Genomic DNA, 26,111 nt, shown 5'->3' with positions numbered 1-26,111 from the left:
AGGTCGATCAACCCGCCCGTCGCAACAGCCAGACGCCCGCCAGGGCGCAAATGAGGGCTGGCAATATCACCGCAAACAGCGGGGAGAAGCCAAACACCAGGCTGGACGGCCCCAGCAGGTCTTGCGCGATCTTGAACGTGAAGCCCACCAGCACGCCGGTAAACACCCGCTGCCCCAGGGTCACCGAGCGCAACGGGCCGAAAATGAAGGAAATCGCCATCAACACCAGCGCGGCAGTGACCAGCGGCTGCAACACCTTGACCCAAAATGCCAGCCAGTAACGACCGTTGTTCAAACCCTGGTCTTTCAGGTAATGGATGTAATTCCACAGACCGCTGATTGACAGCGACTCAGGGGCCATCACCACGGTGTTGAGCAACTGCGGGCTCAAGGCCACGTCCCAACGCTCGACCGGTGCGCTGACCACTTCAGTGCTGCGGTCGTGGAACAGCGTGGTATTCACATCCGTCAGCTGCCAGTGATCTTTGTCGAACTCTGCTTTTTTGGCGAAGCTTGAAGACAGCATGTGGCGCTCGTCGTCAAAGCGGTAGCGCGTTACGCCAAACAGCGTGCCGTTCGGCTGGACGGCGTTGATGTGGATGAACTCTTCACCCTGACGGTGCCACAAACCGTGCTTGGAGCTTTGCGCATCACCGCTGCCCAGCGCCAGCGCCCGATTGGCCTGCGCCATGGTTTCAGTGGCAGGTGCCACGTATTCGCCCACCAGCACGCCCGCCACCATCAGCACCAGCATGGGTTTCATGACCGACCACACGATACGGCCGATGGACACCCCGGCCGCACGCATGATGGTCAGCTCGCTGTTACTGGCCAGACTGCCCAGCCCGATCAGGCAGCCGATCAGCGCCGCCATTGGCAACATGTCATACATGCGCCGCGGTGCCGTCAGCAGCACGTAGCTGAGCACGTCCATCACGGTATAGCTGTCGCTGATATTGCCCGTCTCGTCGATGAACGCGAACAGCGACGCCAGCCCCAAAATAATGCCCAGCACAGCCAGGATCGCCAAAAAGACGCTGCTACCGATGTAGCGGTCGAGCTTACCCACGCGTCATCTCCTTCACGCTACGGCGACTAGCCAGCTTCAAGCGCAGCGGCTCCCAGTACAGCAACAACAGGCCAATGGCCAGGAACAGCGCATGCACCCACCACAGCCCCAGGGTGGGCGACAACTTGCCTTTTTCCAGGGCGCCACGGGCCGAAATCAGAATGGTCAGGTAACCCATATAAAGAAGAATCGCCGGCAACAGCTTGAGGAAGCGGCCCTGACGCGGGTTGACGCGTGACAGCGGCACGGCGATGAGGGTCACGATAAACACCAGCAGCGGCAATGAAATACGCCATTGCAGCTCGGCAATTGCCCGCGGTTCGGGGTTGCCAATCAGGTCGAGGGTCGGGATTGCGTCGCGGTCGGTCACTTCATCGCTGGCATCGGGCTTGGGCAACAGCACGCCATAGGTGTCGTACTTGATCGCGCGGTAATCGGCCAGACCCGGGTTACCGTCATAGCGGTAGCCGTTATTGAGAATCAGCCAGCGACTGCCATCGGGACGGACTTCCTGATGGCCTGTTTCGGCCACCAGCACCGAGATGCTGCGGTCCTTGGCGTCCTGACCCAGGCTTTTTTGCGAGATGAACACGCCCGAGAGGTTGGTCCGGTCGTTGGTCAGCTCTTCGGTGTAGGTCACGCGCGAACCGTCGCTCAACGCCTGGAAGCGCCCAGGCACCAGCGTGTCGAACTCGGTCAGTGCATCTTGCTTGTTCAGCAACAGCTGAAACTGGTTCGCACCCTGCGGCGCCAGGCTCAGGCTCAGCCAGGCCACGATCAGGGCCACGAACGCTGCCGGAATCATGGTCAGGCCCAGCAGGCGCTGCTGGCTCATGCCCGTGGCCGAAAGCACGGTCATTTCGCTTTCGAGGTACAGACGGCCATAGGCCAGCAAAATACCGAGAAACAGCCCCAACGGCAGAATCAGCTGCATGAAGCCCGGCAGACGGAAGCCCATGATCAGGAACAGGGAACCCGGGTCAAGAGCGCCAGAGGCAGCCTGTGCCAGGTACTTGATGAAGCGACCGCTCATGATGATGACCAGCAGCACAGCGCTGACAGCGCTCAATGTAAGCAGGACTTCGCGGGACAAATAACGGAAGACGATCAAACCAGACACTCCAGGGTCGTCAGGCTAAGGCGGCCAAACAAGCGGCGTTACCAGTGGGTCAGGCATGCATCATAGATGAGCCGGGCCGACTAAAAAGATGGCGCATTATCCTGTGAATGACCTCGCCTGTCACTGCGCTTGCTTACCCAAGGTTACAAAGCAGCCATTGCAGGCCACGCAAGGGTTGTCAGCCGCGACCGACGGGGTTCAAACTGCCCGACTAGACGCAGCCCCGCTTAGACAGGTGAAGCGTTTCATCCATAAGCACTCAAACCCACGCGTTTGTGCGCACGTTGACCATTTGATTCAGGGACCCGGACATGGAACTGGTTGTAAAAAGCGTTAGCCCAGAAACGTTGAAAACGGCCACTCTCGTGGTCGCCGTCGGCGAAGGCCGCAAGCTCGGCCCGACCGCCAAGGCCCTCGACGAACTCACCGGCGGCGCGATCAGCGCAGTCCTCAAGCGCGGCGACCTCGCCGGCAAGACCGGCCAAAGCCTGTTGCTGCATACCCTGCCCAACATCAAAGCCGAGCGCGTGTTGCTAGTGGGCACGGGTAAAGACGAAGAATTGGGCGACCGCCCGTTCCGGAAAATCATCAGCGGCGCCCTGAGCGTCCTTAAAGGCCTGGGTGGCAGCGAGGCGGTCTTTGCCATCGACGAACTGGTGGTCAAGGGCCGCGACAGCTACGGCAAAACGCGCCTGCTGGCCGAAACCCTGGCAGACGGCGATTACACGTTCGACCGATTCAAAAGCCAGAAAGCCGAACCCCGCGCCCTGAAAAAAATCACCCTGCTGACCATCAAGGCCGCGCAGGCTGAAGTGCAGCTGGCCGTGACCCACGCCCAAGCCATTGCTGCCGGCATGTCCTTCACCCGCGACCTGGGCAACCTGCCGCCGAACATCTGCCACCCGACGTTCCTGGCCGAACAGGCCAAAACCTTGGGCAAGACGTTCAAGAGCCTGAAGGTCGAGATTCTCGACGAGAAGAAAATCAAGGACCTGGGCATGGGCGCGTTCTACGCCGTTGGCCAGGGCAGCGACCAACCGCCCCGCCTGATCGTGATGAACTATGCGGGCGGCAAGAAATCCGAAAAACCGTTTGTCCTGGTGGGCAAAGGCATCACCTTCGACACCGGCGGCATCAGCCTCAAGCCGGGCGCGGGCATGGATGAAATGAAGTACGACATGGGCGGTGCTGCCAGCGTTTTCGGCACTCTGCGCGCCGTGCTCGAACTGAAACTGCCGATCAATCTGGTGTGCATTCTGGCCTGCGCCGAAAACATGCCCAGTGGCGGCGCGGCCCGTCCGGGCGACATCGTGACCACCATGAGCGGTCAAACCGTTGAAATCCTCAACACCGATGCCGAAGGCCGTCTGGTGCTGTGCGATGCCCTGACCTACGCCGAACGTTTCAAGCCACAAGCGGTGATCGACATCGCCACCCTGACTGGCGCCTGCATGGTCGCACTCGGGGCGCACACCTCCGGCCTGATGGGCAACAACGACGAACTGATCGAGCAACTGCTGGACGCGGGCAAGCAAGCCGATGACCGCGCATGGCCATTGCCGCTGTTCGACGAATACCAGGAGCAACTGGACAGCCCGTTTGCCGACATGGCCAACATCGGTGGCCCGAAAGCCGGCGCCATCACCGCGGGCTGCTTCCTGTCGCGTTTTGCCAAGGCCTACCACTGGGCTCACCTGGACATCGCGGGCACGGCCTGGGTCAGTGGCGGCAAGGACAAAGGCGCCAGCGGCCGTCCCGTGCCATTGCTGACGCAATACCTGCTCGATCGCGCCAACGCTTGACACTGTTGATCGCAGGCTGCGCCGCTTGAGGGCGGCGCAGCCCCGATTCAGGAACCGCAATGACCTCTGAAAAAACCAAAGTCGACTTTTATATCCTGCCCAGCGCAGACCCGGCAGCGCGGCTGGATTTCGCCTGCAAACTCACCGAAAAAGCCTGGCGTCTCGGGCATCGGGTGTACCTGCACTGCAGCGACGCGGCTCAGCGCGACGACCTCGATCAACGCCTGTGGCGCTTCAAGGGCGAGAGTTTTGTGCCCCATAGCCACGCCGAAGACGAACCCGATGGCGTGATCGTCATGGGCATAGCCGATGCGCCTGCCAGCCATCAGGACCTGCTGATCAATCTGGACCTGAAAGTCCCCGAATCCTTCAAGCGTTTCGCCCGCGTGGCGGAAGTCGTGGTCGAAGACCCCGCCGTTCGACTGGCGGCACGGGAGAGTTTCCGTTTCTACCGTGAACAGGGCTATCCTCTGCAAGACCACAAGTTACAACGACTCTGAGCACACGATGGACACCCCCAATTCGCCGAAAAAAGCTGCACACCTGCTCGATGATCTTGAGTCCATTCGCCAACTGCTGGACGACGAAGGCCTGCAACCGCCGCTGCTGACCGAGATGGTCGGCGAACAAGGCACGCAGATCCCCTTGCTGGACGAGGTCTTTGAACCCACACCCGCGCCCGTGCCAGCCGCGCAACCACCGCTCGCCAGTGCGCCTGCCGCCGACAAGGCCCCCGACGCCCTGCTGGTCCATCTGGACAGAGAGCTGCGCACGGCCGCGCAAGCGATCATGCAAGACGTCATCAACGACTACGCCCCGCACATCGAATCCGAAATCAAACGCCGCCTCGACGCACACATGGAGCGCCTGATCAGCCAGCATCAAAACTGATGCCCGATCCCTGAGCGCCCGATGACCTGTAATCGCCGCGCACAACTCGCCCTATGCGTCCCGCCCCGCTATACTTGCCGGCTTTCCTGAATTAATGCCAATAGGGTCCCGCCGCGCATGGATAAGACCTACCAGCCGCACGCCATTGAAACTTCCTGGTACAAAACCTGGGAAGAAGAAAACTATTTTGCCCCGCAAGGCGCGGGCGACCCGTACACCATCATGATCCCGCCGCCTAACGTTACCGGTAGCCTGCACATGGGGCACGGTTTCAACAACGCGATCATGGACGCCCTGATCCGTTTCCGCCGCATGCAGGGCCGTAACACCCTGTGGCAGCCGGGCACCGACCACGCCGGTATCGCGACGCAAATGCTGGTTGAGCGCCAAATCGAAGCCCAGGGCCTGAACCGCCACGACCTGGGTCGCGAGAAATTCCTCGACAAGATCTGGGAATGGAAAGACCAGTCCGGCGGCAACATCAGCCGTCAGATCCGTCGCCTGGGTTCGTCCGTCGACTGGAGCCGCGAGCGCTTCACCATGGACGACGGCTTGTCCGAAGCCGTGAAAGAAGCGTTCGTTCGCCTGCACGAAGACGGCCTGATCTACCGTGGCAAGCGCCTGGTCAACTGGGACACCAAATTGCACACGGCGATTTCCGACCTTGAAGTGGAAAACCACGACGAGAAAGGTTTCCTGTGGAACCTCAAGTACCCGTTGGCCGACGGCGCCAAGACCGCTGAAGGCAACGACTACCTGATCGTGGCGACCACGCGTCCCGAAACCATGCTCGGTGACGCCGCTGTTGCAGTGAACCCGAACGATGAGCGCTACCAGGCCCTGATCGGCAAGTTCGTCGAACTGCCGCTGGTTGGCCGCCGCATTCCAATCATCGCTGACGATTACTGCGACCCTGAATTCGGCACCGGCTGCGTGAAAATCACCCCGGCCCACGATTTCAACGACTACGAAGTCGGCAAGCGCCACAACCTGCCGCTGCTGAACATCTTCGACAAAAACGCCAAGGTTTTGCCTGCCGCTCAAGTGTTCAACCTTGACGGCACACTGAACGAGACCATTGACGGCACCCTGCCGGCCAAATACGCCGGTCTGGACCGCTTCGAAGCGCGCAAGCAGATCGTCGCGGACTTTGACGAAGCCGGCCTGCTGGTCAGCGTTGACGACCACGCCCTGAAAGTACCGAAGGGCGACCGTTCCGGCACGATCATCGAGCCGTGGCTGACCGACCAGTGGTACGTGTCCACCAAACCGCTGGCCGAACCGGCCATCGCCGCGGTTGAAGACGGTCGCATCGCGTTCGTGCCCAAGCAATACGAAAACATGTACTTCTCGTGGATGCGTGACATCCAGGACTGGTGCATCAGCCGTCAGCTGTGGTGGGGCCACCGGATCCCGGCCTGGTACGACGAGTCGGGCAAGGTGTATGTCGGTCGCGACGAAGCCGAAGTCCGTGCCAAAAACAACCTGGGCCCGGACGTTGCGCTTCAACAGGACAACGACGTGCTCGACACCTGGTTCAGCTCGGGCCTGTGGACGTTCTCCACCCTTGGCTGGCCGGAAAAAACCGACGCGCTGAAAACCTTCCACTCGACCGACGTGCTGGTTACCGGCTTCGACATCATTTTCTTCTGGGTAGCCCGGATGATCATGCTCACCATGCATTTGGTGAAAAACGAAGACGGCACCCCGCAAGTGCCGTTCAAGACCGTGTACGTTCACGGCCTGGTGCGTGACGGCCAGGGCCAGAAGATGTCCAAGTCCAAAGGCAACGTACTGGACCCGCTGGACATCATCGACGGTATCGAACTCGAAGACCTGGTGGCCAAACGCACCACGGGCCTGATGCAGCCCAAGCTGCTGAAGAAAATCGAGAAGCAGACCCGCGACGAATTCGCGGACGGCATCGCCAGCTACGGCACCGACGCCCTGCGCTTCACCTTCTGCTCGCTGGCCTCCACCGGGCGTGACATCAAGTTCGACATGGGTCGCGTCGAAGGCTACCGCAACTTCTGCAACAAGATCTGGAACGCCGCCCGTTACGTGCTGGACAAGGGCGAAGACTGCGGCCAGAACGGCGAAGCCTACGAATTGTCGCTGGCCGATCGCTGGATCATTTCGCAGTTGCAGCGCACAGAAGCCGAAGTGACCCGTCACCTCGACCAGTTCCGTTTCGACCTCGCGGCACAAGCCCTGTACGAGTTCATCTGGAACCAGTACTGCGACTGGTACCTCGAACTGTCCAAGCCGGTACTGTGGGACGAAAACGCGCCGGTAGAACGTCAGCGCGGTACCCGTCGCACACTGGTGCGCGTGCTGGAAGTCGCGTTGCGCCTGGCGCATCCGTTCATGCCGTTCATCACCGAAGAAATCTGGCAGCGCATCGCGCCGCTGGCGGGCGTTGAAGGCAAGACCATCATGCTGCAACCGTGGCCGGTGGCGAACGAAGCACGCATCGATCAGGCTGCCGAAGATGACATCGAATGGCTCAAGGGCCTGATGCTCGGCGTGCGTAACATCCGCGGCGAAATGAACATCGGTCCCGGCAAGCCGTTGCAGTTGTACGTGAAAAACGTCAACGCCGAAGACCAGCGCCGTCTGGCCGAGAACGATGCCTTGCTGAAAAAGCTGGCTAAACTCGAATCGATCACCGTGCTGCAAGACGGCGCCGAAGCCCCTCTGTCGGCCACCGCTCTGGTGGGCGAGATGGAAGTGCTGGTGCCGATGGCCGGCTTGATCGACAAGGATGCAGAACTGGCGCGCCTGGACAAGGAAATCCAGCGTTTGCACGGCGAAGTGGCCCGCGTAGGCGGGAAACTCTCCAACGCCGCGTTCGTTGACAAGGCCCCGGCCGAAGTCATCGACAAGGAACGCGCCAAATTGGCCGAAGCCGAACAGGCTTTGAGCAAGTTGGCAGAACAGCACGCGCGGATTTCCAGCCTGTAAACACGCTGCGCACCTGATCGCGGGCAAGGCCTGATGCTCCTGAGGGAGCCTCGGGGCTTGCCCGCGATTGCTTTTGTGGAATGAATTGAACATGACAACCCCACGCACTTCCAAAGCCACACGCCACAAACCCAAAGCGCCCGGCGAAGCCAAGCCGGCCGCACCGCGGGTCAAACCGAGCCTGCACCCGCGCAATCGCCATCAGGGCCGTTACGACTTCCCGCAGCTGATCTCGGTGTGCCCCGAACTGGGCCAGTTCGTGATCATCAACCCGTACGGCAAAGAGAGCATCGACTTCGCCAACCCGGACGCCGTGCGCGTATTCAACCGCGCCCTGCTCAAGGCCTTCTACGGCATTGCCCACTGGGACATCCCGGCCGACTACCTGTGCCCGCCAGTCCCGGGGCGCGCCGATTACGTGCATTTTCTGGCGGACCTGCTAGCCACCCTCAATGACGGCGTGATTCCGCGTGGCCCGAGCGTGCGCGTGCTGGACATCGGCATGGGCGCCAACTGCGTGTACCCGCTGATCGGCCATAGCGATTACCGCTGGCAGTTCCTCGGCACGGAAGTTGACACCATCGCCCTGAAAGCGGCCAAGGCCATCGTGCAATCCAATGGCCTGAACAAAGCCATCAGCCTGCGCCAGCAGTCCAACCCGCAGAAGATCCTGCTGGATGTGCTGGAAAGTAGCGAACGCTTTGACCTGAGCATGTGCAACCCGCCGTTCCACGCCTCACTGGACGAAGCACAGCGCGGCAGCGAGCGTAAATGGCGCGCACTGGGCAAGGCAGACCCGAAACGCAAGTTGCCGGTCCTGAACTTTGGCGGCCAGGCCGCCGAGTTGTGGTGTGAAGGCGGCGAGCAGCGCTTTGTCACGCAGCTGATCCGCGAAAGCGTGCAAGTGGGCCGTCAGGTGCTGTGGTTCAGCACACTGGTGTCCAAGGCGTCCAACCTGCCCGCCATCCAGACCGCCCTGAAAAAAGCCGGTGTGCGCGAGAGCCAGGTGGTGGACATGTCTCAGGGCAACAAGCAAAGCCGCTTTGTGGCCTGGACCTTCCACGACAAAGAACAGCAGCAACTGTGGCGCGAAAAGAACTGGAAATAAGCCCCCAACTTGCGCGCACAAAAAAGCCGCGCTCCGGATCACTCCGGGGCGCGGCTTTTTAACAAGTGTCTTACTTGTTTACAGCGTCAGTCAGGCCTTTGGCCACAACGAGCTTGATCACTTTCTTGGCAGCGATTTCGATGGCTGCGCCAGTCGAAGGGTTACGGCCAGTACGGGCAGGACGCTCGGTCACTTTCAGTTTGCCAATACCTGGCAGAGTGATTTCGCCGCCATTTTCCAATTGATCAGCAACGATCTGAGCCAGTTGGTCCAGAGCGTTACGCGCGGTAGTTTTCGGCGCGTCGATAGCTTCAGCGATATCGGCGATCAGTTGGTCTTTAGTAATAGCCATTGAGATGTTCCTTCCCTATCAAATTCATTTGGTTTGCAGAGTGCAAAGTCAGCTATCGAGCCAGATAGTTAGGGTCTGGCACGCCCGTTTGCTTTCACGACGAATCGCGGATGTAGAGTGCTGAAACGGGGTTTGGTTCGACCTGACACATGCTGAATCCGCGCTTTGCGCCGTTACCCGGCGCAAGACGGGGCAAAACTAGCACAGAGACGGCCAAATATCCGCCTCTACCTGCCCATTTGGTCAGCTTTATCGCGTTAAAACCGTAAAAAAACGCCTCCCGGCCGACAGAAGCCCCTTAAACCCCGGTGCGAAGGCCGTCCAAAGGCTCAGGTGCGTTACACTTGCCGCTTTTGCGGGGCCTGCCCCCTGTCTTCTGATAACTCGCCGAGAAGCCCATGCCGATCCGTCATTGCATCGTCCATCTGATTGAGAAAAAACCCGACGGTACGCCCGCTGTTCTCCACGCCCGCGACAGCGAACTGGCCGAGTCGCAGGCCATCGAGAACATGCTGGCGGACCTCAACGAAAGCTATAACGCCAAACAAGGCAAGGCCTGGGGCTTTTTCCATGCCGAATCCGGCGCGCATCCGTTCAGCGGCTGGCTCAAGGAGTATCTGGACGGCGGCACCGACTTCACGGCCTTCAGCCGCGTGGCGGTCGAGCACCTGCAAAAACTGATGGAAGAGTCCAACCTGTCGGTGGGCGGGCATGTGTTGTTCGCCCACTACCAACAGGGCATGACCGACTATCTGGCCATCGCCCTGCTGCACCACAGCGAAGGCGTGGCGGTGAACGCAGAACTGGACGTGACCCCGTCGCGCCATCTGGACCTGGGCCAGTTGCACCTCGCGGCGCGGATCAACCTGTCCGAGTGGCAGAACAACAAACAGTCCAAGCAGTACATTTCGTTCATCAAAGGCAAGAACGGCAAAAAAGTGTCCGAGTATTTCCGCGACTTCATCGGCTGCCAGGAAGGCGTCGACGGGCCGGGCGAAACCCGCACCCTGCTTAAAGCCTTCAGCGATTTCGTGGAAAGCGAAGACCTGCCCGAAGAGTCGGCACGCGAAAAAACCAAAACCCTGGTCGATTACGCCAGCAGCCAGGCCAAAATCGGTGAACCGATGGGCCTTGAAGAACTCTCCGAACTGATCGACGAAGAACGCCCGAAAGCGTTTTACGACCACATCCGTAACAAGGACTACGGCCTCTCGCCGGAAATCCCGGCCGACAAACGCACCCTTAACCAGTTCCGCCGCTTCACTGGCCGCGCCGAGGGCCTGTCGATCAGTTTTGAAGCGCACTTGCTGGGCTCCAAGGTGGAGTTCGACGAAGAGGCTGGCACGCTGATCCTCAAGGGCTTGCCGACCCAACTGCTCGACCAGCTCAAGCGCAACAAATAATGTTCAACGGGATCCTGAAAAAAGTCCTGTTCGTGCTGGTGGTCGTGGTGATCTTTCAGAACTGGGGCAAGATTGAGCGCGTGCTCAACCCCTCGGGCGTTGTGGCCGAGCAGACCCGGGCCAACGCCCGGGTCGTGCTCTACGCCACCGAGTGGTGCGGGTACTGCAAAGCCACCCGCCGCTTTCTCGACGAAAAAGGCATCCCCTACACCGAATTCGATATCGACAAGGACCCCGTCGCCCGCAAAGCCTATGAAGCATTGGGCGGACGCGGGATTCCGATCCTCGACGTGAATGGCACGCTGATCCGTGACTTCAAGCCCGAGGCGATCCTCGACGCAGTGAAACCGTGATCGGCGTCATGGTGGTCAGGGCCGGCACTGGCTCGACACCAGGCACTCTTTGGCGCTCTTCCTGAGCTTTTTGATCAGCCGCTCCTGACGCAGCGCCTCGCCCTTGTCGGGCCAGGATTCGACATACACCAGTGCCACCGCCGGGCTGGATGCAAAGAAGCGCGCGCCCTTGCCGCTTTGATGCTTGGCAAACCGCTTATGCGGGTCATCGCTGATACCGCAATACAACGCCCCGTTGGCGGCCCGCACCAGGTACACAAACCAGGGCTTGCTCGTCGCTGTCGCTTCGCAAGATTGCGTTATTGCCGTCACGGTTACAGCCCTTGAGCGCGCGCCTGAAAAGCCTTGAGGCTTTTTCTCGCCTGGGCGCGGATCGCATTTTTCACCAGCGGCGTCCATCCCAGCAGCGTGCCTTTGATGCCCAGCGCCTGACGTGACCAGCGCCACAGGTCGAAATGGTCATGGTGCTCGCAGATTTTGCCGTCGCGAAACACAAAGCGGGCCTGGATGTCATTGATCACAATCGCCCCGGTCTGGCTGAACACATAGGTGGCCACCCAGTGCGCACTGCCCTGCTGATCGTCAGCCTGCACGGTGTTGAAGCTGAGGGTGAAGTCCTTGGCCCGAGACGTGAGCATGCGCCACATGTCGCGCGCATCCTGCCCCCTCAGTTCACCGAACACCGGGTCGCTGAACAGCACGTCTTCGGTGTAACACTGCGCCATGGTTTCAGCATCCAACTGCTGGAATGCTTGATAAAAGCGCGTGATCAACGCGTGGTGGGCTTGGCTCATGACGGGGTCCGTGCAGGTGGAATTCGTGCACGATAATCCGACATGAGCAGAAACACTATGGCTTCAGACCTTCTCGCTGACGACATTGACGAATTTCGCACGCCCTGCCCCCAGCCCGGCAATGATTGCACCGATGCCCACAACGCCGAAAATCCAGCCCAGGGCGTCCCAGCCACCGGTCAATTCGTGAACCAGCCCCACGGCAAACGGGCCCATCGACGCCACGGTGTAGCCGATACCTTGCGCCATGCCCGACAGGTTGGCCGCCACGTGAGCGTCTCGCGAACGCAACACGATCAGGGTCAGCGCCAGGCTGAAGGTGCCGCCCTGCCCCAGGCCCAGCACGATGGCCCAGCCCCACAATCCGTCCAGGGGGGCGTACAGGCAGCCAAACAGTCCGGCCAGGGTCATGCCCATCACCAGCACAATGGCGACGCGTTGATCCTTACCCCGGGTGGCCAGCCAGGGCGCCGTCAAGGCGGTGGCCAGTTGCACGATCACCGAACCGGACATCACCAGCCCCGCCTGTGTCGGCGTCAGCCCGCGGCCGATCAGGATCGACGGCAGCCAGCCAAACACGATGTAGGACAACGACGACTGCAAGCCCATATAAAGCGTGACCTGCCACGCCAGCGGGTCGCGTAACAACCCGCGCACCCGGTACGCCACGTTGTGCGCGCCCTGTCGCTTGCCGACTTGCGGCAGCCAGAAGACGGCGGCAAGCACCGCCGGCAGCGCCCAAAAACCCAGTCCCAACGCCCAGCTGTTGCCGAAGTAATGGCTCAGGGGGACCGTCGCCCCGGCCGCCAGCGCGGCGCCGAGACAGAGTGCCATGGTGTAGACCCCCGTCATGGTGCCCGCATGCCCGGCGAAGTCCCGCTTGATGATGCCCGGTAACAGCACACCGATCACCCCGATGCTGGCACCGGCCAGAATGCTTCCGGCGAACAGCCCGACCTCACCCAGGCAACTGCGCAACACAATACCGCCGCCCAGGGTCAGCAAGATGCCCAGCACCACCCGCTCGGTGCCGAATCGCCGCGCCAGGATCGGCGCCAGGGGCGCAAAAATGCCGAGGCACAACACCGGCAAGGTGGTCAGCAAGCCTGCTTGCGCGGCCGACAACCCCAATTGATCTGACACCTCCCCCAACAGCGGCGCCATGCTCGACAACGCCGGGCGCAGGTTCAACGCCACCAACACCAACCCCAGCAACAACAGCCAGGGGCGCAGCACCACGGGAGGCGTTTGCTGGACCCCCTCGTCGTCCGCCTCGGCATCAATCAGCAGTTGATCCAGATCTTCCAGATGGCGTACGGGTTCGAGGCGGTCGTTAGGGTGTGGCGGATTGCTCGTCATGGCCTGCTCCGGTTCAAGGTTCTTTGATCAACGTCCGGCTAAGTGCCATCGCCCGTTGAGGGTCTTGTTGTTTGACAGCGCCCAGCCGTTCGATGTGCCGATCGAACACCGACGGGCGGCGCGGGTGAATATTCACTGTGTGACGCAACGGGCTGCTGACGCCACTGACGATGCAGGCACACCGCTTGCTGGCGCAGGCGTGTACGCGGCATTCATCAGGCGCAGGGGCAATGACAGGTCGCAGCCGATGTCGGTATTGAGATCGCCACTGGGGTACGTGGCGCGGGCCTCAACAGATTCGGGACATCTTAGCCAGACGAAGACGCCGGGGGCAAACCGGGAGTGTGGGGAGTCGCGGCCGCAGGCTGCACGCTTTTGAGGAGGTAACAGCGCGCAGCCTGCGGGTAGTGCTACAGGCTTAGTGCAGGATCTGGTTCAGGAACAGCTTGGTCCGGTCATTTTGCGGGTTGTCGAAGAAATCATTGGGGGCGGCTTGCTCAACGATTTCGCCTTTATCCATGAAGATCACCCGATTCGCCACGGTCCGGGCAAAGCCCATTTCATGGGTCACGCAGAGCATCGTCATGCCGTCTTGCGCCAGGCCGATCATGGTGTCGAGCACCTCCTTGACCATTTCCGGGTCCAGCGCTGACGTCGGCTCGTCAAACAACATGATCTTGGGCTTCATGCACAAGGCCCGGGCAATCGCCACGCGCTGCTGCTGACCACCGGACAATTGCCCTGGGTACTTGTGCGCCTGCTCGGGGATGCGTACCCGTTCCAGATAATGCATGGCTATTGCTTCGGCTTCACGCTTGGGCATCTTGCGCACCCACATCGGGGCCAGCGTGCAGTTTTGCAGGATGCTCAGGTGCGGGAACAGGTTGAAGTGCTGAAACACCATACCCACCTCGCGGCGCACACTTTCGATCTGTTTGAGGTCATTGGTCAGCTCGACGCCATCCACCACGATGCGCCCCTGTTGGTGCTCTTCAAGGCGATTGAGGCAACGGATGGTGGTGGATTTGCCGGAGCCCGACGGGCCGCACAGCACGATCCGCTCCCCCGGCTGAACCGTGAGGTTGATGTCTTTAAGCACATGGAACTGGCCGTACCATTTGTTCACCCCGAGCATCTGGATGATGCCTTGCGGCTCGGCAGTCTGTTTGATGGCTTCACTCATGATGCGCGTCTCCTAATGCTTGTGGCCGGTGTCCAGCTTGCGCTCCAGGTGCATGGAGTAGCGGGACATGCCGAAACAGAAAATCCAGAACACCAGGGCGGCGAACACATACCCTTCGGTCGCCATGCCTAGCCATTTGGGGTCCGCAGCCGCTTGCTTGACGCTGTTGAGCAGGTCAAACAGGCCAATGATGATAACCAGGCTGGTGTCCTTGAACAGGGCAATAAAGGTGTTGACGATGCCGGGGATCACCAGCTTCAAGGCTTGCGGCAGAATCACCAGCCCGGTACTGCGCCAGTAACCCAGGCCCATGGCCGCCGCGGCCTCGTACTGACCCTTGGGGATCGCTTGCAACCCGCCGCGCACCACTTCAGCCACGTAAGCCGACTGGAACAGAATCACCCCGATCAACGCCCGCAGCAGCTTGTCGAAGTTCATGCCTTCGGGCAGAAACAGCGGCAGCATCACTGACGACATGAACAACACGGTGATCAGCGGCACCCCGCGCCAGAACTCGATGAAGGTCACGCACAGCACGCGGATGGCGGGCATGTCGGAGCGGCGCCCCAGCGCCAGCAAAATCCCCAGTGGCAGCGCGCCCGCAATGCCCACCGTGGCAATCACCAGGGTCAGCATCAGGCCACCCCACTGGCTGGTGGCCACCGGGCTCAAGCCCCAATAACCACCGTGCAGCAAGGCGTAGGCCAGCAGCGGGTACACCACCAAAAAGACCACGCCGTAGACAGCCTTGTGCCGCAAGCGCGAAACGAACAGCGGCGCAGCCCCCAGCACCGCCAGCCAGACGCTGAGGTCCACGCGCCAGCGCAAGGCCTGCGGGTAGTAGCCGTACATGAATTGACCGAAGCGTTGCTGGATAAACACCCAACATGCGCCGTCTTTGGTGCAGTCCTCACGGGTGGTGCCCACCCAGTTGGCATCGACAATCGCCCAGCTCAGCAATGGCGGTACGATCAGCCACACCAGATAACACGCAAGCAGTGTCAGCACGGTGTTGAACGCACTGGAAAACAGATTGGCCCGTGCCCATGCCAGCAGGCCGATGCGTGTGCCCGGTGGAGGCAAGTCCGGTTTGAAAACATGCGTCGTCATGGTCGCGCCCTCACCGTTCGATCAGCGCAATGCGCGTGTTGTACAGGTTCATCAGCAGCGAAATGCTGAGGCTGATGGCCAGGTACACGCTCATGGTGATGGCAATGACCTCGATCGCCTGACCGGTCTGATTGAGCACCGTCCCTGCGAACAGCGACACCATCTCCGGATAACCGATACCCGCCGCCAGTGACGAGTTTTTCACCAGGTTCAGGTATTGGCTGGTCAGGGGCGGAATAATCACCCGCAATGCTTGGGGGATGATCACCTTGCGCAGCGTCGGCCCCGACTTCAGGCCCAGCGAATGCGCCGCCTCGGTCTGGCCGTGGCTGACTGACTGGATGCCCGAGCGCACGATTTCAGCGATAAACGCAGCGGTGTACACCGTAAGCGCGAGGGTCAGGGCCAGCAGCTCCGGGATCAGCACCCAGCCACCGACGAAATTGAAGCCCTTGAGCTGCGGCATTTCCCAGTGCACCGGACTGCCGGTCAGCCACACGCAGATGCCCGGAATCACCACCAACAGCGCCACGGCCGCCCAGAATTTATGAAACGGCACCCCGGTGTCTTCGAAGCGCTTGTTGGCCCAACGCACCATCAGCACCACCGCCGCGATTGCCAGCACGACACTGATGACAAACGGCCAGAACGCCTCGGTGCCAATCGCTGCGGGCATATTCAGCCCGCGGCTGCTCATGTAGAAGGTGTCTGCGATGTTGTGACTGTTGCGCGGCAGCGGCATGGTCAGGAACACCGCGAAATACCAGAACAGGATTTGCAGCAGTGGCGGAATGTTGCGAAACACCTCGACATAGACCGTGGCCAGCTTGTTGATCATCCAGTTGGGTGACAGCCGCGCGATGCCAATGATGAAACCCAGTATCGTCGCCAAGACCACGCCAATGGCCGAAACCAGCAAGGTATTGAGCAGGCCGATGACAAATACACGGGCATAACTGTCGGACTCGGTGTAATCGATCAAATGTTGCGCGATGCCGAACCCGGCACTGCGCTCCAGAAAATCAAACCCCGACGTAATGCCCCGGTGCTGCAAATTGGTCTGGGTATTGTCGAACAGATACCCGCCCAGCCAGACCACCAGCACCACGGTGACGATCTGAAATACCCACCCACGCACACGTGGATCGCTCAGGCTGAGCCTGGGCTTGAGTGCGCCGACTTTAGTCTGCATGTTGAACCCCTGAAAAAAATGGACAGAACATCACCCGGCCAGGTGGCGGCCGGGTGACAGCGCTATCAGCGCACAGGGGGTGCGTATTGGATGCCACCGTTGTTCCACAAGGCATTGAGCCCGCGGTCGATGGCCAGAGGAGTGCTTTTGCCGAGGTTGCGCTCAAACACTTCGCCGTAGTTGCCGACCTGACTGACAATCTGCACGACCCAATCTTTGGGCAGCTTCAAGTCTTTGCCGTATTCACCGTCGGCACCCAACAGCCGCGCGACATCCGGGTTTTTCGTCGATTTGGCTTCGGCTACCACGTTCTGGGAGGTGATGCCCGCTTCTTCAGCATTGAGCATGGCGTAAAGGGTCCATTTAACGATGCTGAACCAGTCCTCATCGCCTTTGCGCACCACTGGCCCCAAGGGCTCCTTGGATATGGTTTCCGGCAGCACTACGTAATCGTTCGGCGTCGCCAGTTTGCTGCGCTGTGCGTACAGCTGCGATTTGTCGGAGGTCAACACATCACAGCGCCCGCTCTCCAGCGACTTGGCGCTTTCGTCAGAGGTGTCAAAGGTGATGGGGGTGTATTTGAGGTTATTGGCGCGGAAGTAATCCGAGACATTGAGCTCCGTGGTGGTGCCCGCCTGAATGCAAATGGTGGCGCCGTCCAGTTCCTTGGCACTGTTGACGCCCAGTTTTTTATTCACCAAAAACCCCACGCCGTCGTAGTACGTCACGCCGGCGAACACCATGCCCATGCCCGCGTCACGGGAGCTGGTCCAGGTGGTGTTGCGCGACAGTACATCCACCTCGCCCGATTGCAGCGCCGTAAACCGCTCTTTGGCATTCAACTGGCTGAACTTGACCTTGGTCGCGTCGCCAAACACAGCAGCGGCCACGGCGCGGCAAATGTCCGCGTCAATCCCGAGAATTTTCCCGGACGCATCCGGCACCGAAAAACCGGGCAGCCCATCACTCACTCCGCATTGCACAAAGCCTTTTTTCTTCACGCTGTCCAGCGTTGCGCCCGCCTGGGCAAAACTGCTCATGCCGAGGACAACGACTGCTGTGGCCAGGGCCAAAGTGGATTTCAACTGCTTCATTCAAACCTCCAAGTGTTGCTTTTATTGTGTTTGAACAAGACCCGCCGCCCCCTTGTGAGGCACTGTTGACCCGTGTTGGCTTTAAATGAGGTCAAGCGGCATAAGTCTTGAGCGATGGGTGCATCGCACGAACCTTCAAACTGAAGCGCTCACGTGAGCTGCTGAACTCCTTGTCTCGCTTCACCTTCAGGCTTTTTGCTATCCCCCCGACGGCCGTTGCCTGTTAGTGTTACCGCCGGAAATACGCAGTGGCGCCCACAGCTCATAGCAAAGCGCGTACCACTCATACGCTCTGAACAAATACGCGCTTATTTTCAGAAAAATCGTTCAAGCAATAGACATTTTCGCCAAACGTTAAACGAACTCGCACTTCAGCCGCGCACCGTGATGGCGCGCCTGCACACCGATGGAGCAACCATGACCGAGCCTCTTATCCTTGACCCTAAAAAGCCCGCAGACGCCTGTGTTATCTGGCTTCATGGCTTGGGCGCGGACCGCAATGACTTCTTGCCGGTAGCCGAAGCGCTGCAAGAAAGCCTCCTGACTACACGTTTTGTTTTGCCGCAGGCACCGACCCGGCCAGTCACCATCAATGGCGGCTATGCCATGCCCAGTTGGTACGACATCAAGGCCATGAGCCCGGCCCGGTCGATCTGCGAAGACGAGCTCAATGAGTCCGCCCGCACGGTCATTGAGTTGATCGAAAAGCAGAAAGCACAAGGAATAGACGCCAGCCGTATTTTTCTGGCCGGGTTTTCCCAGGGCGGCGCGGTGGTGTTTCACACCGCGTACCTGAAATGGCAGGGCGCATTGGGTGGCGTAATCGCCCTCTCCACCTACGCGCCAACCTTCAGCGATGAGATGGAACTGTCCGCCAGCCAGCAGCGAATTCCAGCCTTGTGCCTACACGGTCAGTACGACGATGTAGTCCAAAACTCCATGGGACGTACGGCGTATGAACATTTAAAAAGCCGCGGCGTGAGCGTTACCTGGCAGGAATACCCAATGAGCCATGAAGTGTTACCTGAGGAAATCCGGGACATAGGCGTCTGGCTCAAAGCGCGCCTGGGTTAAAACCGAAACATCCTGTCGTTCACTACGCCGAGCACGCGACTTGCATTACACTGCCCGGCGTACACTCCTTAACCAACTGATGAGATGACCGTGCTCAAAGCACTCAAAAAAATATTCGGTAAAAGCGAGGCTGAGCCGCTCGCGCCAGCTTGCACAGCACCTTCCAGCAGCCCCGGCCCGCGAACCGACGCGCCACAAAGCGCCCAGCCTGCTCCCGCTTCTGCCTCGGTGACCACGCCCGACGCACAGCCCGTTGCCCCTTCTGCACGCGACGAAAAACCGAAACCGGCCAAACCGCGCCGGGAAGCGGCACCCAAACCGCCGGTTATCCCCTGGAAACTCGAAGACTTCGTGGTCGAGCCGCAAGCAGGCAAAACCCGCTTTCACGACTTCAAGCTTGCGCCCGAACTGATGCACGCCATCCAGGACCTGGGCTTTCCTTATTGCACGCCGATTCAGGCGGGCGTATTGGGTTACACCCTCTCAGGCCGCGATGCGATTGGCCGCGCACAGACCGGCACCGGCAAAACGGCGGCTTTCCTGATTTCAATCATCAGCCAGCTGACCCAAACGCCACCGCCCAAAGAACGCTACATGGGTGAGCCCCGCGCCTTGATCATCGCGCCGACCCGCGAGCTGGTGGTGCAAATTGCCAAAGACGCGGCCGACCTGACCAAATACACCGACCTCAACGTCATGACGTTCGTGGGCGGCATGGACTTCGACAAGCAACTCAAGCAACTGGAAGCCCGTCACTGCGACATTCTGGTGGCCACTCCGGGTCGCCTGCTGGACTTCAACCAGCGCGGCGAAGTGCATTTGGACATGGTTGAAGTGATGGTCCTCGATGAAGCCGACCGCATGCTGGACATGGGCTTTATCCCGCAGGTGCGCCAGATCATCCGCCAGACCCCGCCCAAAGCCGAACGCCAGACCTTGCTGTTCTCCGCGACCTTCACCGAAGACGTGATGAACCTCGCCAAGCAATGGACCACCGACCCGGCCATCGTGGAGATTGAATCCGAAAACGTGGCCAGCGACCGTGTCGAACAACACGTCTACGCCGTCGCCGGGGCCGACAAGTACAAGTTGTTGTTCAACCTGGTGAATGACAACGGCTGGGAACGCGTCATCGTCTTTGCCAACCGCAAGGACGAAGTGCGTCGCATCGAAGAACGCCTGGTACGTGACGGCATCAACGCCGCGCAACTGTCGGGCGACGTGCCCCAGCACAAACGCATCAAAACCCTGGAAGGCTTCCGCGAAGGCAAAATCCGCGTCTTGGTCGCCACCGACGTCGCGGGCCGCGGGATTCACATCGACGGCATCAGCCACGTGATCAACTTCACCCTGCCGGAAGTGCCGGACGACTACGTACACCGCATTGGCCGTACAGGCCGAGCGGGTGCTGACGGCGTATCCATCAGCTTTGCCGGTGAAGACGACTCGTATCAGCTGCCCGCCATCGAAACCAAACTGGGCCGCAAAATCAGCTGCGAAACCCCGCCAACCGAACTGCTGCGCCCTGTGGTACGTGCCGTGCGCAAACCCCACGACCCGACCGAAACGGCCTGATCGATCCGGCCAGCCCCTTGCTCGCGATAGCGGTACACCTGCTTCGCGAGCCGGACTGGCACGTCTGGCACTGACTAATCGCGCAATGCCAGCTCCGCTTCGCGCTGCGCAATGGCCGCCTCCAGCTCGGGCGAGCGCTTGGCCCACTGCTCGGGTGGTATCGGTTTAGACCACTCAACAATCTCCGGCCAGGTTAATTCTGGAGGGGGGTTTAGTTTTAGCCGCTCCAACGCAATAACCAACAAGGCATTGAAAATAAAGATTCCAAAGAACCCATCCCACACGATTGCCAGCGGCCATCCTTTCTGGCCGGCAGCTTTGACAAGGTCGCGCCAGTAAGTCGCCAATATACCTTTGGGATGATGCACATTATCAGGAGGGTCTTCGACTGCGTCGGGGCCTATTTCCATGTAACTACGCATGCATTCCCATAGTTTCATCGCATAAATACCGCCCCCACAATTGAAACCTATCGTGAAATTTTTATTCCTTGCACTGCCATCCGGATCGGGATTCGTAAACCCTATCAGCAATAAACCCTGAGTTTGCTTACCCGCTTGATTAATCGTCGAACTTTCAGTGCCCATTGCTGTGACAGTTTCCCAAGGCACTACCCAATATTCACCCTTCGCAACTGATACACAGACCTCTCTGCGCTGACGATTAAACCGAATAGGTAAGGGTACCGGGACGAATAAGCTCCGTAGCATTAACGCGATAGGGACAGACAAAATGGCGCCCCCTAACAGAAGAACATCTGGATCATTAGTGATATAGGCAATCCATAAACAGAGCATCATCGAAGGCCACATCACCATTACGCCGGAGGCAATGCAGTAATACCCAACGTCCATAAATACATTATTCTTCCGCCAAATAATATTTAAGGAGTCCGCTGGCAACTCACCTGTAGGCAACGGTAAGGGTGAGAGATAGTCCTCCTTCAGAAGTGGTCGCACCTTACTTTTTCGTGCCACTTTACTATTCATTCCGTTGTTCTTAAGGGTTGAAAGTACTGGGGATTTTGCTCGGCGCTCAGCACATAAGCCTTAGCTTTATCCAGCTCGGGGGTTGGAGCACTTTTAACAGCAATAAGTCCCTCGCTGACGGTATAGGTAAAGACCAAACCTTGTTCCCCCCCCACGTATCCAAGCCCGCTAAATAAGTCGGCTACTGGATTTTTAAACCTCACACGAACAGAAACTGAGCTCGGCTCAGACTCAAATACACCTGGAATGACGTGAAAGTGCCCTGTCAAACGGAGCCCCTGCCCCTCACGATAAGGAATCCATTCACACTGACTGGTTTCAATCCAATACTTACCTATATCTTGTACCGGTCGTGGCGGATGAATGCGCACACTTGAATTATTACGTTTAACGCGCGCAACCCATTGTTGCGTATCAATTGGATCTCCTACTATTGATAGTTCTAAATAAGCGCTTGAGGGGATTGCCCCTGGCAAGTCGATAGTCATGGCGCTCACGGCAGGTACAAAAATAAAACCCATGCGATTATCAGCAGACCTTCTTCGTTCAGCACCGACAAAGCTAACTCTAGGGGCGTAAAGTATATCGTAAAGACGTGTTAACTCATCCACTTGGACACTTGAAGGAATAGCTGACAAATTCCGTGCTTTCCCTTTTGACCAGCAGCAATTATCAAGAAAATTTTGCAACGGTGTCTGCCGCATCAACCAAGCGACTATGTACAACACACCCAATATTACAAGCAAGTAGTTTAACAGCCCCATGAATCGTAAATATCGAATATTCGATAAGGCCACATCCAAGCCAGCAACAATATTTTTATACGTATAGGTAAATCCAAGTAAAGCTTGTGCCCCAGAGGTTAAAGCCTGCGCCCCAACTATTATTTTTTGACCCCGCATCCATGGGTCAATTTGCCCACCAGCATTGTCGAGCTGCAATTGAAGTGACTTGTACTCTTTCAACGCTGCGACTGACGATAGCAGGCCGAATACCCCACCAAACATCGTCAACACCGACGCAAATTTTGCTCCAACTTTGAGCCTGTCGACGCCACCTCCTCCCCAAAACCCCTTCCTGACCTGCGCATCAATCACCGCCACCAACGCGGCTGCGGCATATAACGTCGCGGACGCTGTCTCGTACTGACGCTGTTGATCCACCCCTTCCAGCACCTGCGCCTGGCTCAGATAACGCCCCGCATTCCAGCTATTGAGCAGCAATGCCGCCAATGCAATCACGCCGCCACTTTTTTGTACCGCAGGTGAGTTAACGATATTGGCGACGTGCCCTGTGCCGATGGCTTTTCCTGTTATTTTTGCCCACTGGATAAGGTCTTCGGCCGCTTTACCGACCAGTTGCAACACCTGCCGTCCGCCCTGATTAATCAGGCGCAAGCCGGTCTCACTGCCCACGCGCACGGCAACCATGATGCTCAACCACGCCCCGCTTAACGGCGTGCCGGGCTTACCGCCCAGTAACAGCAATGCAGCCCCCAAGCGTTTGATCAGGCTATTCCACGCACTGTCAGCCTCGCGAGCGAGTTCGGCGAGGTTGGCAAGGATCGGCGCACCCAGCGGGCCGAGTATTTTGATCAATGCCTGTTCGGCGTTGGCCTGGTTTTCCAGACTCAATGCCGCCATCAACTCTGCGGACCGGCTAATGCCGATGACCGCCGCCTCCAGGGTCGGGCTCCAGCCGTAGAACAACTGACGCAAGGCGCCTTCATCGGCACTGCGCACGTAGTCGGCGTATTGCTCGGCACCTTGTTTGCGCAGGCATTGCGCGCTCAGGCAGGCTATGGCCAAGTGGCCAAGCCATGTCAGGTGAGCGGGGTTGTGGAAATCGACAAACCACGTGCCGCTATGGTGCCGAAGCAAATACACACCCCGGTCGGCATAGAGACGGGTATGGCGCTGTTGAACCTGAGCGAAATGGTTGGGGGCCGTGTGGTCCAGCCAGGTGTTCATGGCCGGCAAGTCAATGTACTGCTCAACCTTTTCACTGACGAAACGGTTTTCCAGGTTGGCCACTTTTGACGCTCGGTAATCGCGCACCAACGCTTCAACTTCGGTGTGCAATTGAGCCGGAATGAATTCACGTACCGAGGCTACCGTGCGTTTTATTTGATCATGCACTTCTGCCAGCCTGGCAGCACCTGCCCAATATTTTGAAATACGCCCGCGCCGTTGATTCAACCGTGCTTCTTCGCGAAACAGTTCTTCCAGATCGCGATCCGCTTTGAGCAGTTGCTCACCCTGCTCCGGGGTCAGCTCAAGCTCATGCTCGCGGTAGCGATAACTCACCTGCCCCGCCACTTCAGCGCCGTCCTCGGTGATCAGGCTGCGTATGAAGCCGCCAATGCTCAAGCGAAGTTGATGGTCCTGCTGCCATTGTTCATGGCGGCTTTCGACTTGTTCCTGTTCGTGATTAATGTCACGCAGTACGCCCAGATCATCATCCAGGCATGCCAGTACGGCATACAGGCCTTGAGCCTGTTGATGCGCGCCCTCCAGCACTTGTTGCACAGTGAAAGGCGCCCACTGCACCGCACTCCACTCACCAGGCACGGTGTGCTCGGTGGTCATCTCAGGGTGGCTCGCCGCCACACGGATGCGCTCGTTATTCCAGCGCTGAGCGTCCAGCCATTGGGTGATGTTGTGCGTAAGGTTGTCCGTCGGACGGTTTTCGAACACTCGTTGCGCCCATTGCTGTTCGTGGGCTTTATGCGCTTTACCGTTGTGCAGATGGTCAAGGGTCACGGCTCGCGCATAGGTTTCAGGGATTAATTCGCCCATGAGCTGATCCGCCTCATTCAGCGGCACGCAATGGGGGGTCCGAAGTTCATTGGCGAGCTGGCGCAAATCAATAACGCGCATGTGTTGGGCGCGTGCCTGTGGATCCGCTAACTGCTGGCACGCCTCAGGGGTGAGCGGGTATTCGCTGTAGAGCATCCAGGCAGGCTCATGTTTGCTGAGCGTCAGTCCAAACAGTTTGCCACGCTCGACCCGCGTGTCATCGGCCTCCAACGGTTGTTCATGGAGGCAGCGGTTGATTGCCACGGCATAGCGTTTTAGCCCTTCACTGCCTTGCCACACATACACAAACCCTTCGCGTAGCAGTCGTGCGGCCATGGGGTGGCTCTGAGGCGTAACACCCGGTTGAGCGGCCGCGTGTGTGGACGCCTCTTCGCTCAACGCATACCGAACGGGCAGCACAAAAACATATGGTTGGTAGGCGGGGCATTGGCCCGCGACGCTGTTGACATCGATAGATTCATGACCACAAGCGGCCCGCTCAGCCGCCTCCAGACGTGAGAGTGTGGCGAGTATTTGTTCGTGGCTCATGAGGCAATCTCTGCGCATACAAGCTGGCGTTTAAATTCAGCCAGAAGCTTATCCAGTCGCTCTTTGGGTGAACCATCACGAGAGGCCAATAACTGGCGATACACCGTGTGATCAGGTCCATCAGGAAAGGTGTCACCGAAATGGCCGTACACACTGACCCAGCGCATCACGTCATCCACTGCGCTGTACCCTTGACGCTCGGCACTGCAACAGCAAGCACTGGCCCATTGCTTCTGCCCGGCTGAATCCAGCCCATCTAAATACGCCGGAAAAAACTGCTGACAGTGCGCCTGTACGCGCTGCAGAACAGCCTCTCGCCCTGCTTGGCCAAGGTGCTCAAGCTGTTGCGCATCCAGGGTTAGCCATGGGACATGCGCATACTCGGCCCCCACCCGGGCAAGGCCCTTACGGTGTAAATCACCCTCAGGCAAACGAATCAGGCTCACGGGGCCCATCAACCTGTCACGCTCACCGGCGGCCAGGTCTTGCAACCATAAACGGGCAATTCGTGGGTCGTAGTAACGAAATAAAACGCTGACATCGCCCTCCACCCGGACATGAATCAGGCTGCGCAAGTGCTTGATCAAGCGTTCTTCGTCTGCATCACTTTCAAGCCAGATGCCTGCTGTGGCTTGCCAATGCGCGTCGAAGGCCTGCGCCAACGGGCTATGGGCCTGCACGGCAACTAACAAAGGGCCGTAAAATGCCAGCTCGGCGTATTGGGTCATCAGGTACAAAAAATGAGGCCTTGATCCGGGGGCCAATTCACACACTCGGGCTTGAAGGTTGTCGATCTGGCAACTGTCGAGTAACAAGTAAGCGCGGCTCATGCGGGTGTGCTCCGCATTTTTTCGCAGACAGGGCAAATGGGTTTGGCGCCACGCGCGGCCGCCATCAGTGCTTCGATTTGCGGGCCTGGTGCCAGCGCGATCAAAGGCTCGACAGGGTTCGGTATGGCTGGCATCGCGGGCGTGCCCGGTATCGGCACGCCTCCCAGTTGAATGGGCGAACTGCAATAAATCCCCGCCGCACTGATGACGATATGCTGCCCACCCGCGTTCAGCGTCAGTGCTGCGCCCGCCTCCAGCCCCACCAGGGCGCCCGCCTTGAGGTGGATTTCCTGCCCGGCTTCGACCAGTACGCTCTGTCTGGCACGGGTATGGGCGCTGGTTGCAATGTGCAGATGATCGCTGCCCAGGATCTGAACTTTGCGGTCCGCGCTGACGGTGCGCTGCTCTTCGGCCTGGAGCACGCTGATGCTGTTGCCGGTCACGGTTTCGCTGCGCTGACCGTCGACCTGCAAGCGGCTGTCGTGTTTGATGTGTTGCTCAA

Annotated in this window: 22 protein-coding genes and 1 pseudogene; 9 read left to right on the top strand and 14 right to left on the bottom strand. The window is 59.1% G+C overall.

Going from position 1 to position 26,111, the window contains the following annotated elements; translation table 11 throughout:
- Positions 1-7: 7 nt before the first annotated feature.
- On the bottom strand, positions 8-1,069 hold the full coding sequence (gene lptG / locus BKD70_RS14750; protein WP_047277402.1) for an LPS export ABC transporter permease LptG: 1,062 nt from the start codon (positions 1,067-1,069) through the stop codon (positions 8-10).
- Positions 1,062-2,180 carry an LPS export ABC transporter permease LptF gene (gene lptF, locus BKD70_RS14745; RefSeq protein WP_047277403.1) on the bottom strand — a complete coding sequence of 373 codons (1,119 nt, stop codon included), beginning with the start codon at positions 2,178-2,180 and terminating at the stop codon, positions 1,062-1,064. Before lptF ends, lptG begins: the two co-directional genes overlap by 8 nt.
- A gap of 320 nt (positions 2,181-2,500) precedes the next feature.
- Here lptF and BKD70_RS14740 point away from each other — a divergent pair, with 320 nt between their 5' ends.
- The 5 genes from BKD70_RS14740 (at position 2,501) to rlmF (ending at position 8,954) form a co-directional block, all read left to right on the top strand.
- Positions 2,501-3,991: a leucyl aminopeptidase gene (locus tag BKD70_RS14740; protein WP_047277406.1), complete on the top strand. Its 1,491-nt coding sequence runs from the start codon at positions 2,501-2,503 to the stop codon at positions 3,989-3,991.
- Positions 3,992-4,050: 59 nt separating this feature from the next.
- Complete coding sequence (locus BKD70_RS14735) at positions 4,051-4,491, top strand: DNA polymerase III subunit chi (RefSeq protein ID WP_047277408.1); 441 nt, start codon at positions 4,051-4,053, stop codon at positions 4,489-4,491.
- A gap of 7 nt (positions 4,492-4,498) precedes the next feature.
- Positions 4,499-4,882 (top strand): hypothetical protein, encoded by a 384-nt coding sequence (locus BKD70_RS14730; protein ID WP_047277409.1) that lies wholly within the window; start codon positions 4,499-4,501, stop codon positions 4,880-4,882.
- Between the two features lie 117 nt (positions 4,883-4,999).
- Positions 5,000-7,846 carry a valine--tRNA ligase gene (locus BKD70_RS14725; RefSeq protein WP_047277411.1) on the top strand — a complete coding sequence of 949 codons (2,847 nt, stop codon included), beginning with the start codon at positions 5,000-5,002 and terminating at the stop codon, positions 7,844-7,846.
- A gap of 91 nt (positions 7,847-7,937) precedes the next feature.
- Entirely contained in the window at positions 7,938-8,954 is a 1,017-nt protein-coding gene (gene rlmF, locus BKD70_RS14720) for a 23S rRNA (adenine(1618)-N(6))-methyltransferase RlmF (protein ID WP_047277413.1), read from the top strand.
- Between the two features lie 70 nt (positions 8,955-9,024).
- Here rlmF and BKD70_RS14715 read toward each other — a convergent pair whose 3' ends face one another.
- On the bottom strand, positions 9,025-9,306 hold the full coding sequence (locus BKD70_RS14715) for an HU family DNA-binding protein (protein WP_003440137.1): 282 nt from the start codon (positions 9,304-9,306) through the stop codon (positions 9,025-9,027).
- A 398-nt stretch (positions 9,307-9,704) separates the two neighbouring features.
- Between BKD70_RS14715 and yejK the strand changes: the two genes are divergently transcribed.
- Positions 9,705-10,709: a nucleoid-associated protein YejK gene (gene yejK, locus BKD70_RS14710; RefSeq protein WP_047277415.1), complete on the top strand. Its 1,005-nt coding sequence runs from the start codon at positions 9,705-9,707 to the stop codon at positions 10,707-10,709.
- On the top strand, positions 10,709-11,062 hold the full coding sequence (locus BKD70_RS14705; RefSeq protein ID WP_047277416.1) for a glutaredoxin family protein: 354 nt from the start codon (positions 10,709-10,711) through the stop codon (positions 11,060-11,062). The genes yejK and BKD70_RS14705 overlap by 1 nt, the downstream gene beginning before the upstream one ends.
- Positions 11,063-11,077: 15 nt before the next feature.
- Here BKD70_RS14705 and BKD70_RS14700 read toward each other — a convergent pair whose 3' ends face one another.
- The 7 genes from BKD70_RS14700 to BKD70_RS14670 all read right to left on the bottom strand — a co-directional run bounded on the left by BKD70_RS14700 (position 11,078) and on the right by BKD70_RS14670 (position 17,794).
- Entirely contained in the window at positions 11,078-11,374 is a 297-nt protein-coding gene (locus BKD70_RS14700) for a GIY-YIG nuclease family protein (RefSeq protein ID WP_047277419.1), read from the bottom strand.
- Between the two features lie 2 nt (positions 11,375-11,376).
- Positions 11,377-11,856 (bottom strand): nuclear transport factor 2 family protein, encoded by a 480-nt coding sequence (locus BKD70_RS14695; RefSeq protein ID WP_047277421.1) that lies wholly within the window; start codon positions 11,854-11,856, stop codon positions 11,377-11,379.
- A gap of 63 nt (positions 11,857-11,919) precedes the next feature.
- Positions 11,920-13,215, bottom strand: coding sequence for a CynX/NimT family MFS transporter (locus BKD70_RS14690; RefSeq protein WP_047277424.1), 1,296 nt, complete (start codon positions 13,213-13,215; stop codon positions 11,920-11,922).
- Between the two features lie 418 nt (positions 13,216-13,633).
- Positions 13,634-14,398 carry an amino acid ABC transporter ATP-binding protein gene (locus tag BKD70_RS14685; protein WP_047277425.1) on the bottom strand — a complete coding sequence of 255 codons (765 nt, stop codon included), beginning with the start codon at positions 14,396-14,398 and terminating at the stop codon, positions 13,634-13,636.
- Positions 14,399-14,410: 12 nt separating this feature from the next.
- The gene (locus tag BKD70_RS14680; RefSeq protein WP_047277428.1) at positions 14,411-15,508 is read right to left on the bottom strand and encodes an amino acid ABC transporter permease; all 1,098 of its coding nucleotides are present in this window, start codon (positions 15,506-15,508) and stop codon (positions 14,411-14,413) included.
- A gap of 10 nt (positions 15,509-15,518) precedes the next feature.
- Positions 15,519-16,700, bottom strand: coding sequence for an amino acid ABC transporter permease (locus tag BKD70_RS14675; RefSeq protein WP_047277430.1), 1,182 nt, complete (start codon positions 16,698-16,700; stop codon positions 15,519-15,521).
- A gap of 65 nt (positions 16,701-16,765) precedes the next feature.
- Positions 16,766-17,794: an amino acid ABC transporter substrate-binding protein gene (locus tag BKD70_RS14670; RefSeq protein WP_047277432.1), complete on the bottom strand. Its 1,029-nt coding sequence runs from the start codon at positions 17,792-17,794 to the stop codon at positions 16,766-16,768.
- Positions 17,795-18,211: 417 nt separating this feature from the next.
- Here BKD70_RS14670 and BKD70_RS14665 point away from each other — a divergent pair, with 417 nt between their 5' ends.
- Together BKD70_RS14665 and rhlB are read left to right on the top strand one after the other, a co-directional pair.
- Entirely contained in the window at positions 18,212-18,868 is a 657-nt protein-coding gene (locus BKD70_RS14665) for an alpha/beta hydrolase (protein ID WP_047277435.1), read from the top strand.
- A gap of 84 nt (positions 18,869-18,952) precedes the next feature.
- Entirely contained in the window at positions 18,953-20,443 is a 1,491-nt protein-coding gene (gene rhlB, locus BKD70_RS14660) for an ATP-dependent RNA helicase RhlB (RefSeq protein ID WP_047277437.1), read from the top strand.
- A gap of 74 nt (positions 20,444-20,517) precedes the next feature.
- Here the strand turns inward: rhlB and BKD70_RS14655 are convergent, their stop codons facing one another.
- From BKD70_RS14655 to BKD70_RS25050, 4 genes and pseudogenes are all read right to left on the bottom strand, one after another.
- On the bottom strand, positions 20,518-21,432 hold the full coding sequence (locus tag BKD70_RS14655; protein WP_047277439.1) for a DUF6708 domain-containing protein: 915 nt from the start codon (positions 21,430-21,432) through the stop codon (positions 20,518-20,520).
- Positions 21,429-24,779 (bottom strand): toxin VasX, encoded by a 3,351-nt coding sequence (locus BKD70_RS24325; RefSeq protein ID WP_047277441.1) that lies wholly within the window; start codon positions 24,777-24,779, stop codon positions 21,429-21,431. Before BKD70_RS24325 ends, BKD70_RS14655 begins: the two co-directional genes overlap by 4 nt.
- Positions 24,776-25,609 carry a DUF4123 domain-containing protein gene (locus BKD70_RS14645; RefSeq protein WP_047277444.1) on the bottom strand — a complete coding sequence of 278 codons (834 nt, stop codon included), beginning with the start codon at positions 25,607-25,609 and terminating at the stop codon, positions 24,776-24,778. The genes BKD70_RS24325 and BKD70_RS14645 overlap by 4 nt, the downstream gene beginning before the upstream one ends.
- Positions 25,606-26,111, bottom strand: a pseudogene (locus tag BKD70_RS25050) (type VI secretion system tip protein VgrG); the annotation flags it as partial. The gene BKD70_RS14645 and the pseudogene BKD70_RS25050, both read right to left, overlap by 4 nt.

This window comes from Pseudomonas sp. BS-2016, assembly GCF_001806145.1.
In the GTDB taxonomy this organism is placed as follows: domain Bacteria; phylum Pseudomonadota; class Gammaproteobacteria; order Pseudomonadales; family Pseudomonadaceae; genus Aquipseudomonas; species Aquipseudomonas lundensis.
The sequence above is the reverse complement of the archived record's forward strand: the minus strand, read 5'-3'. Positions and strand labels throughout refer to the sequence as shown.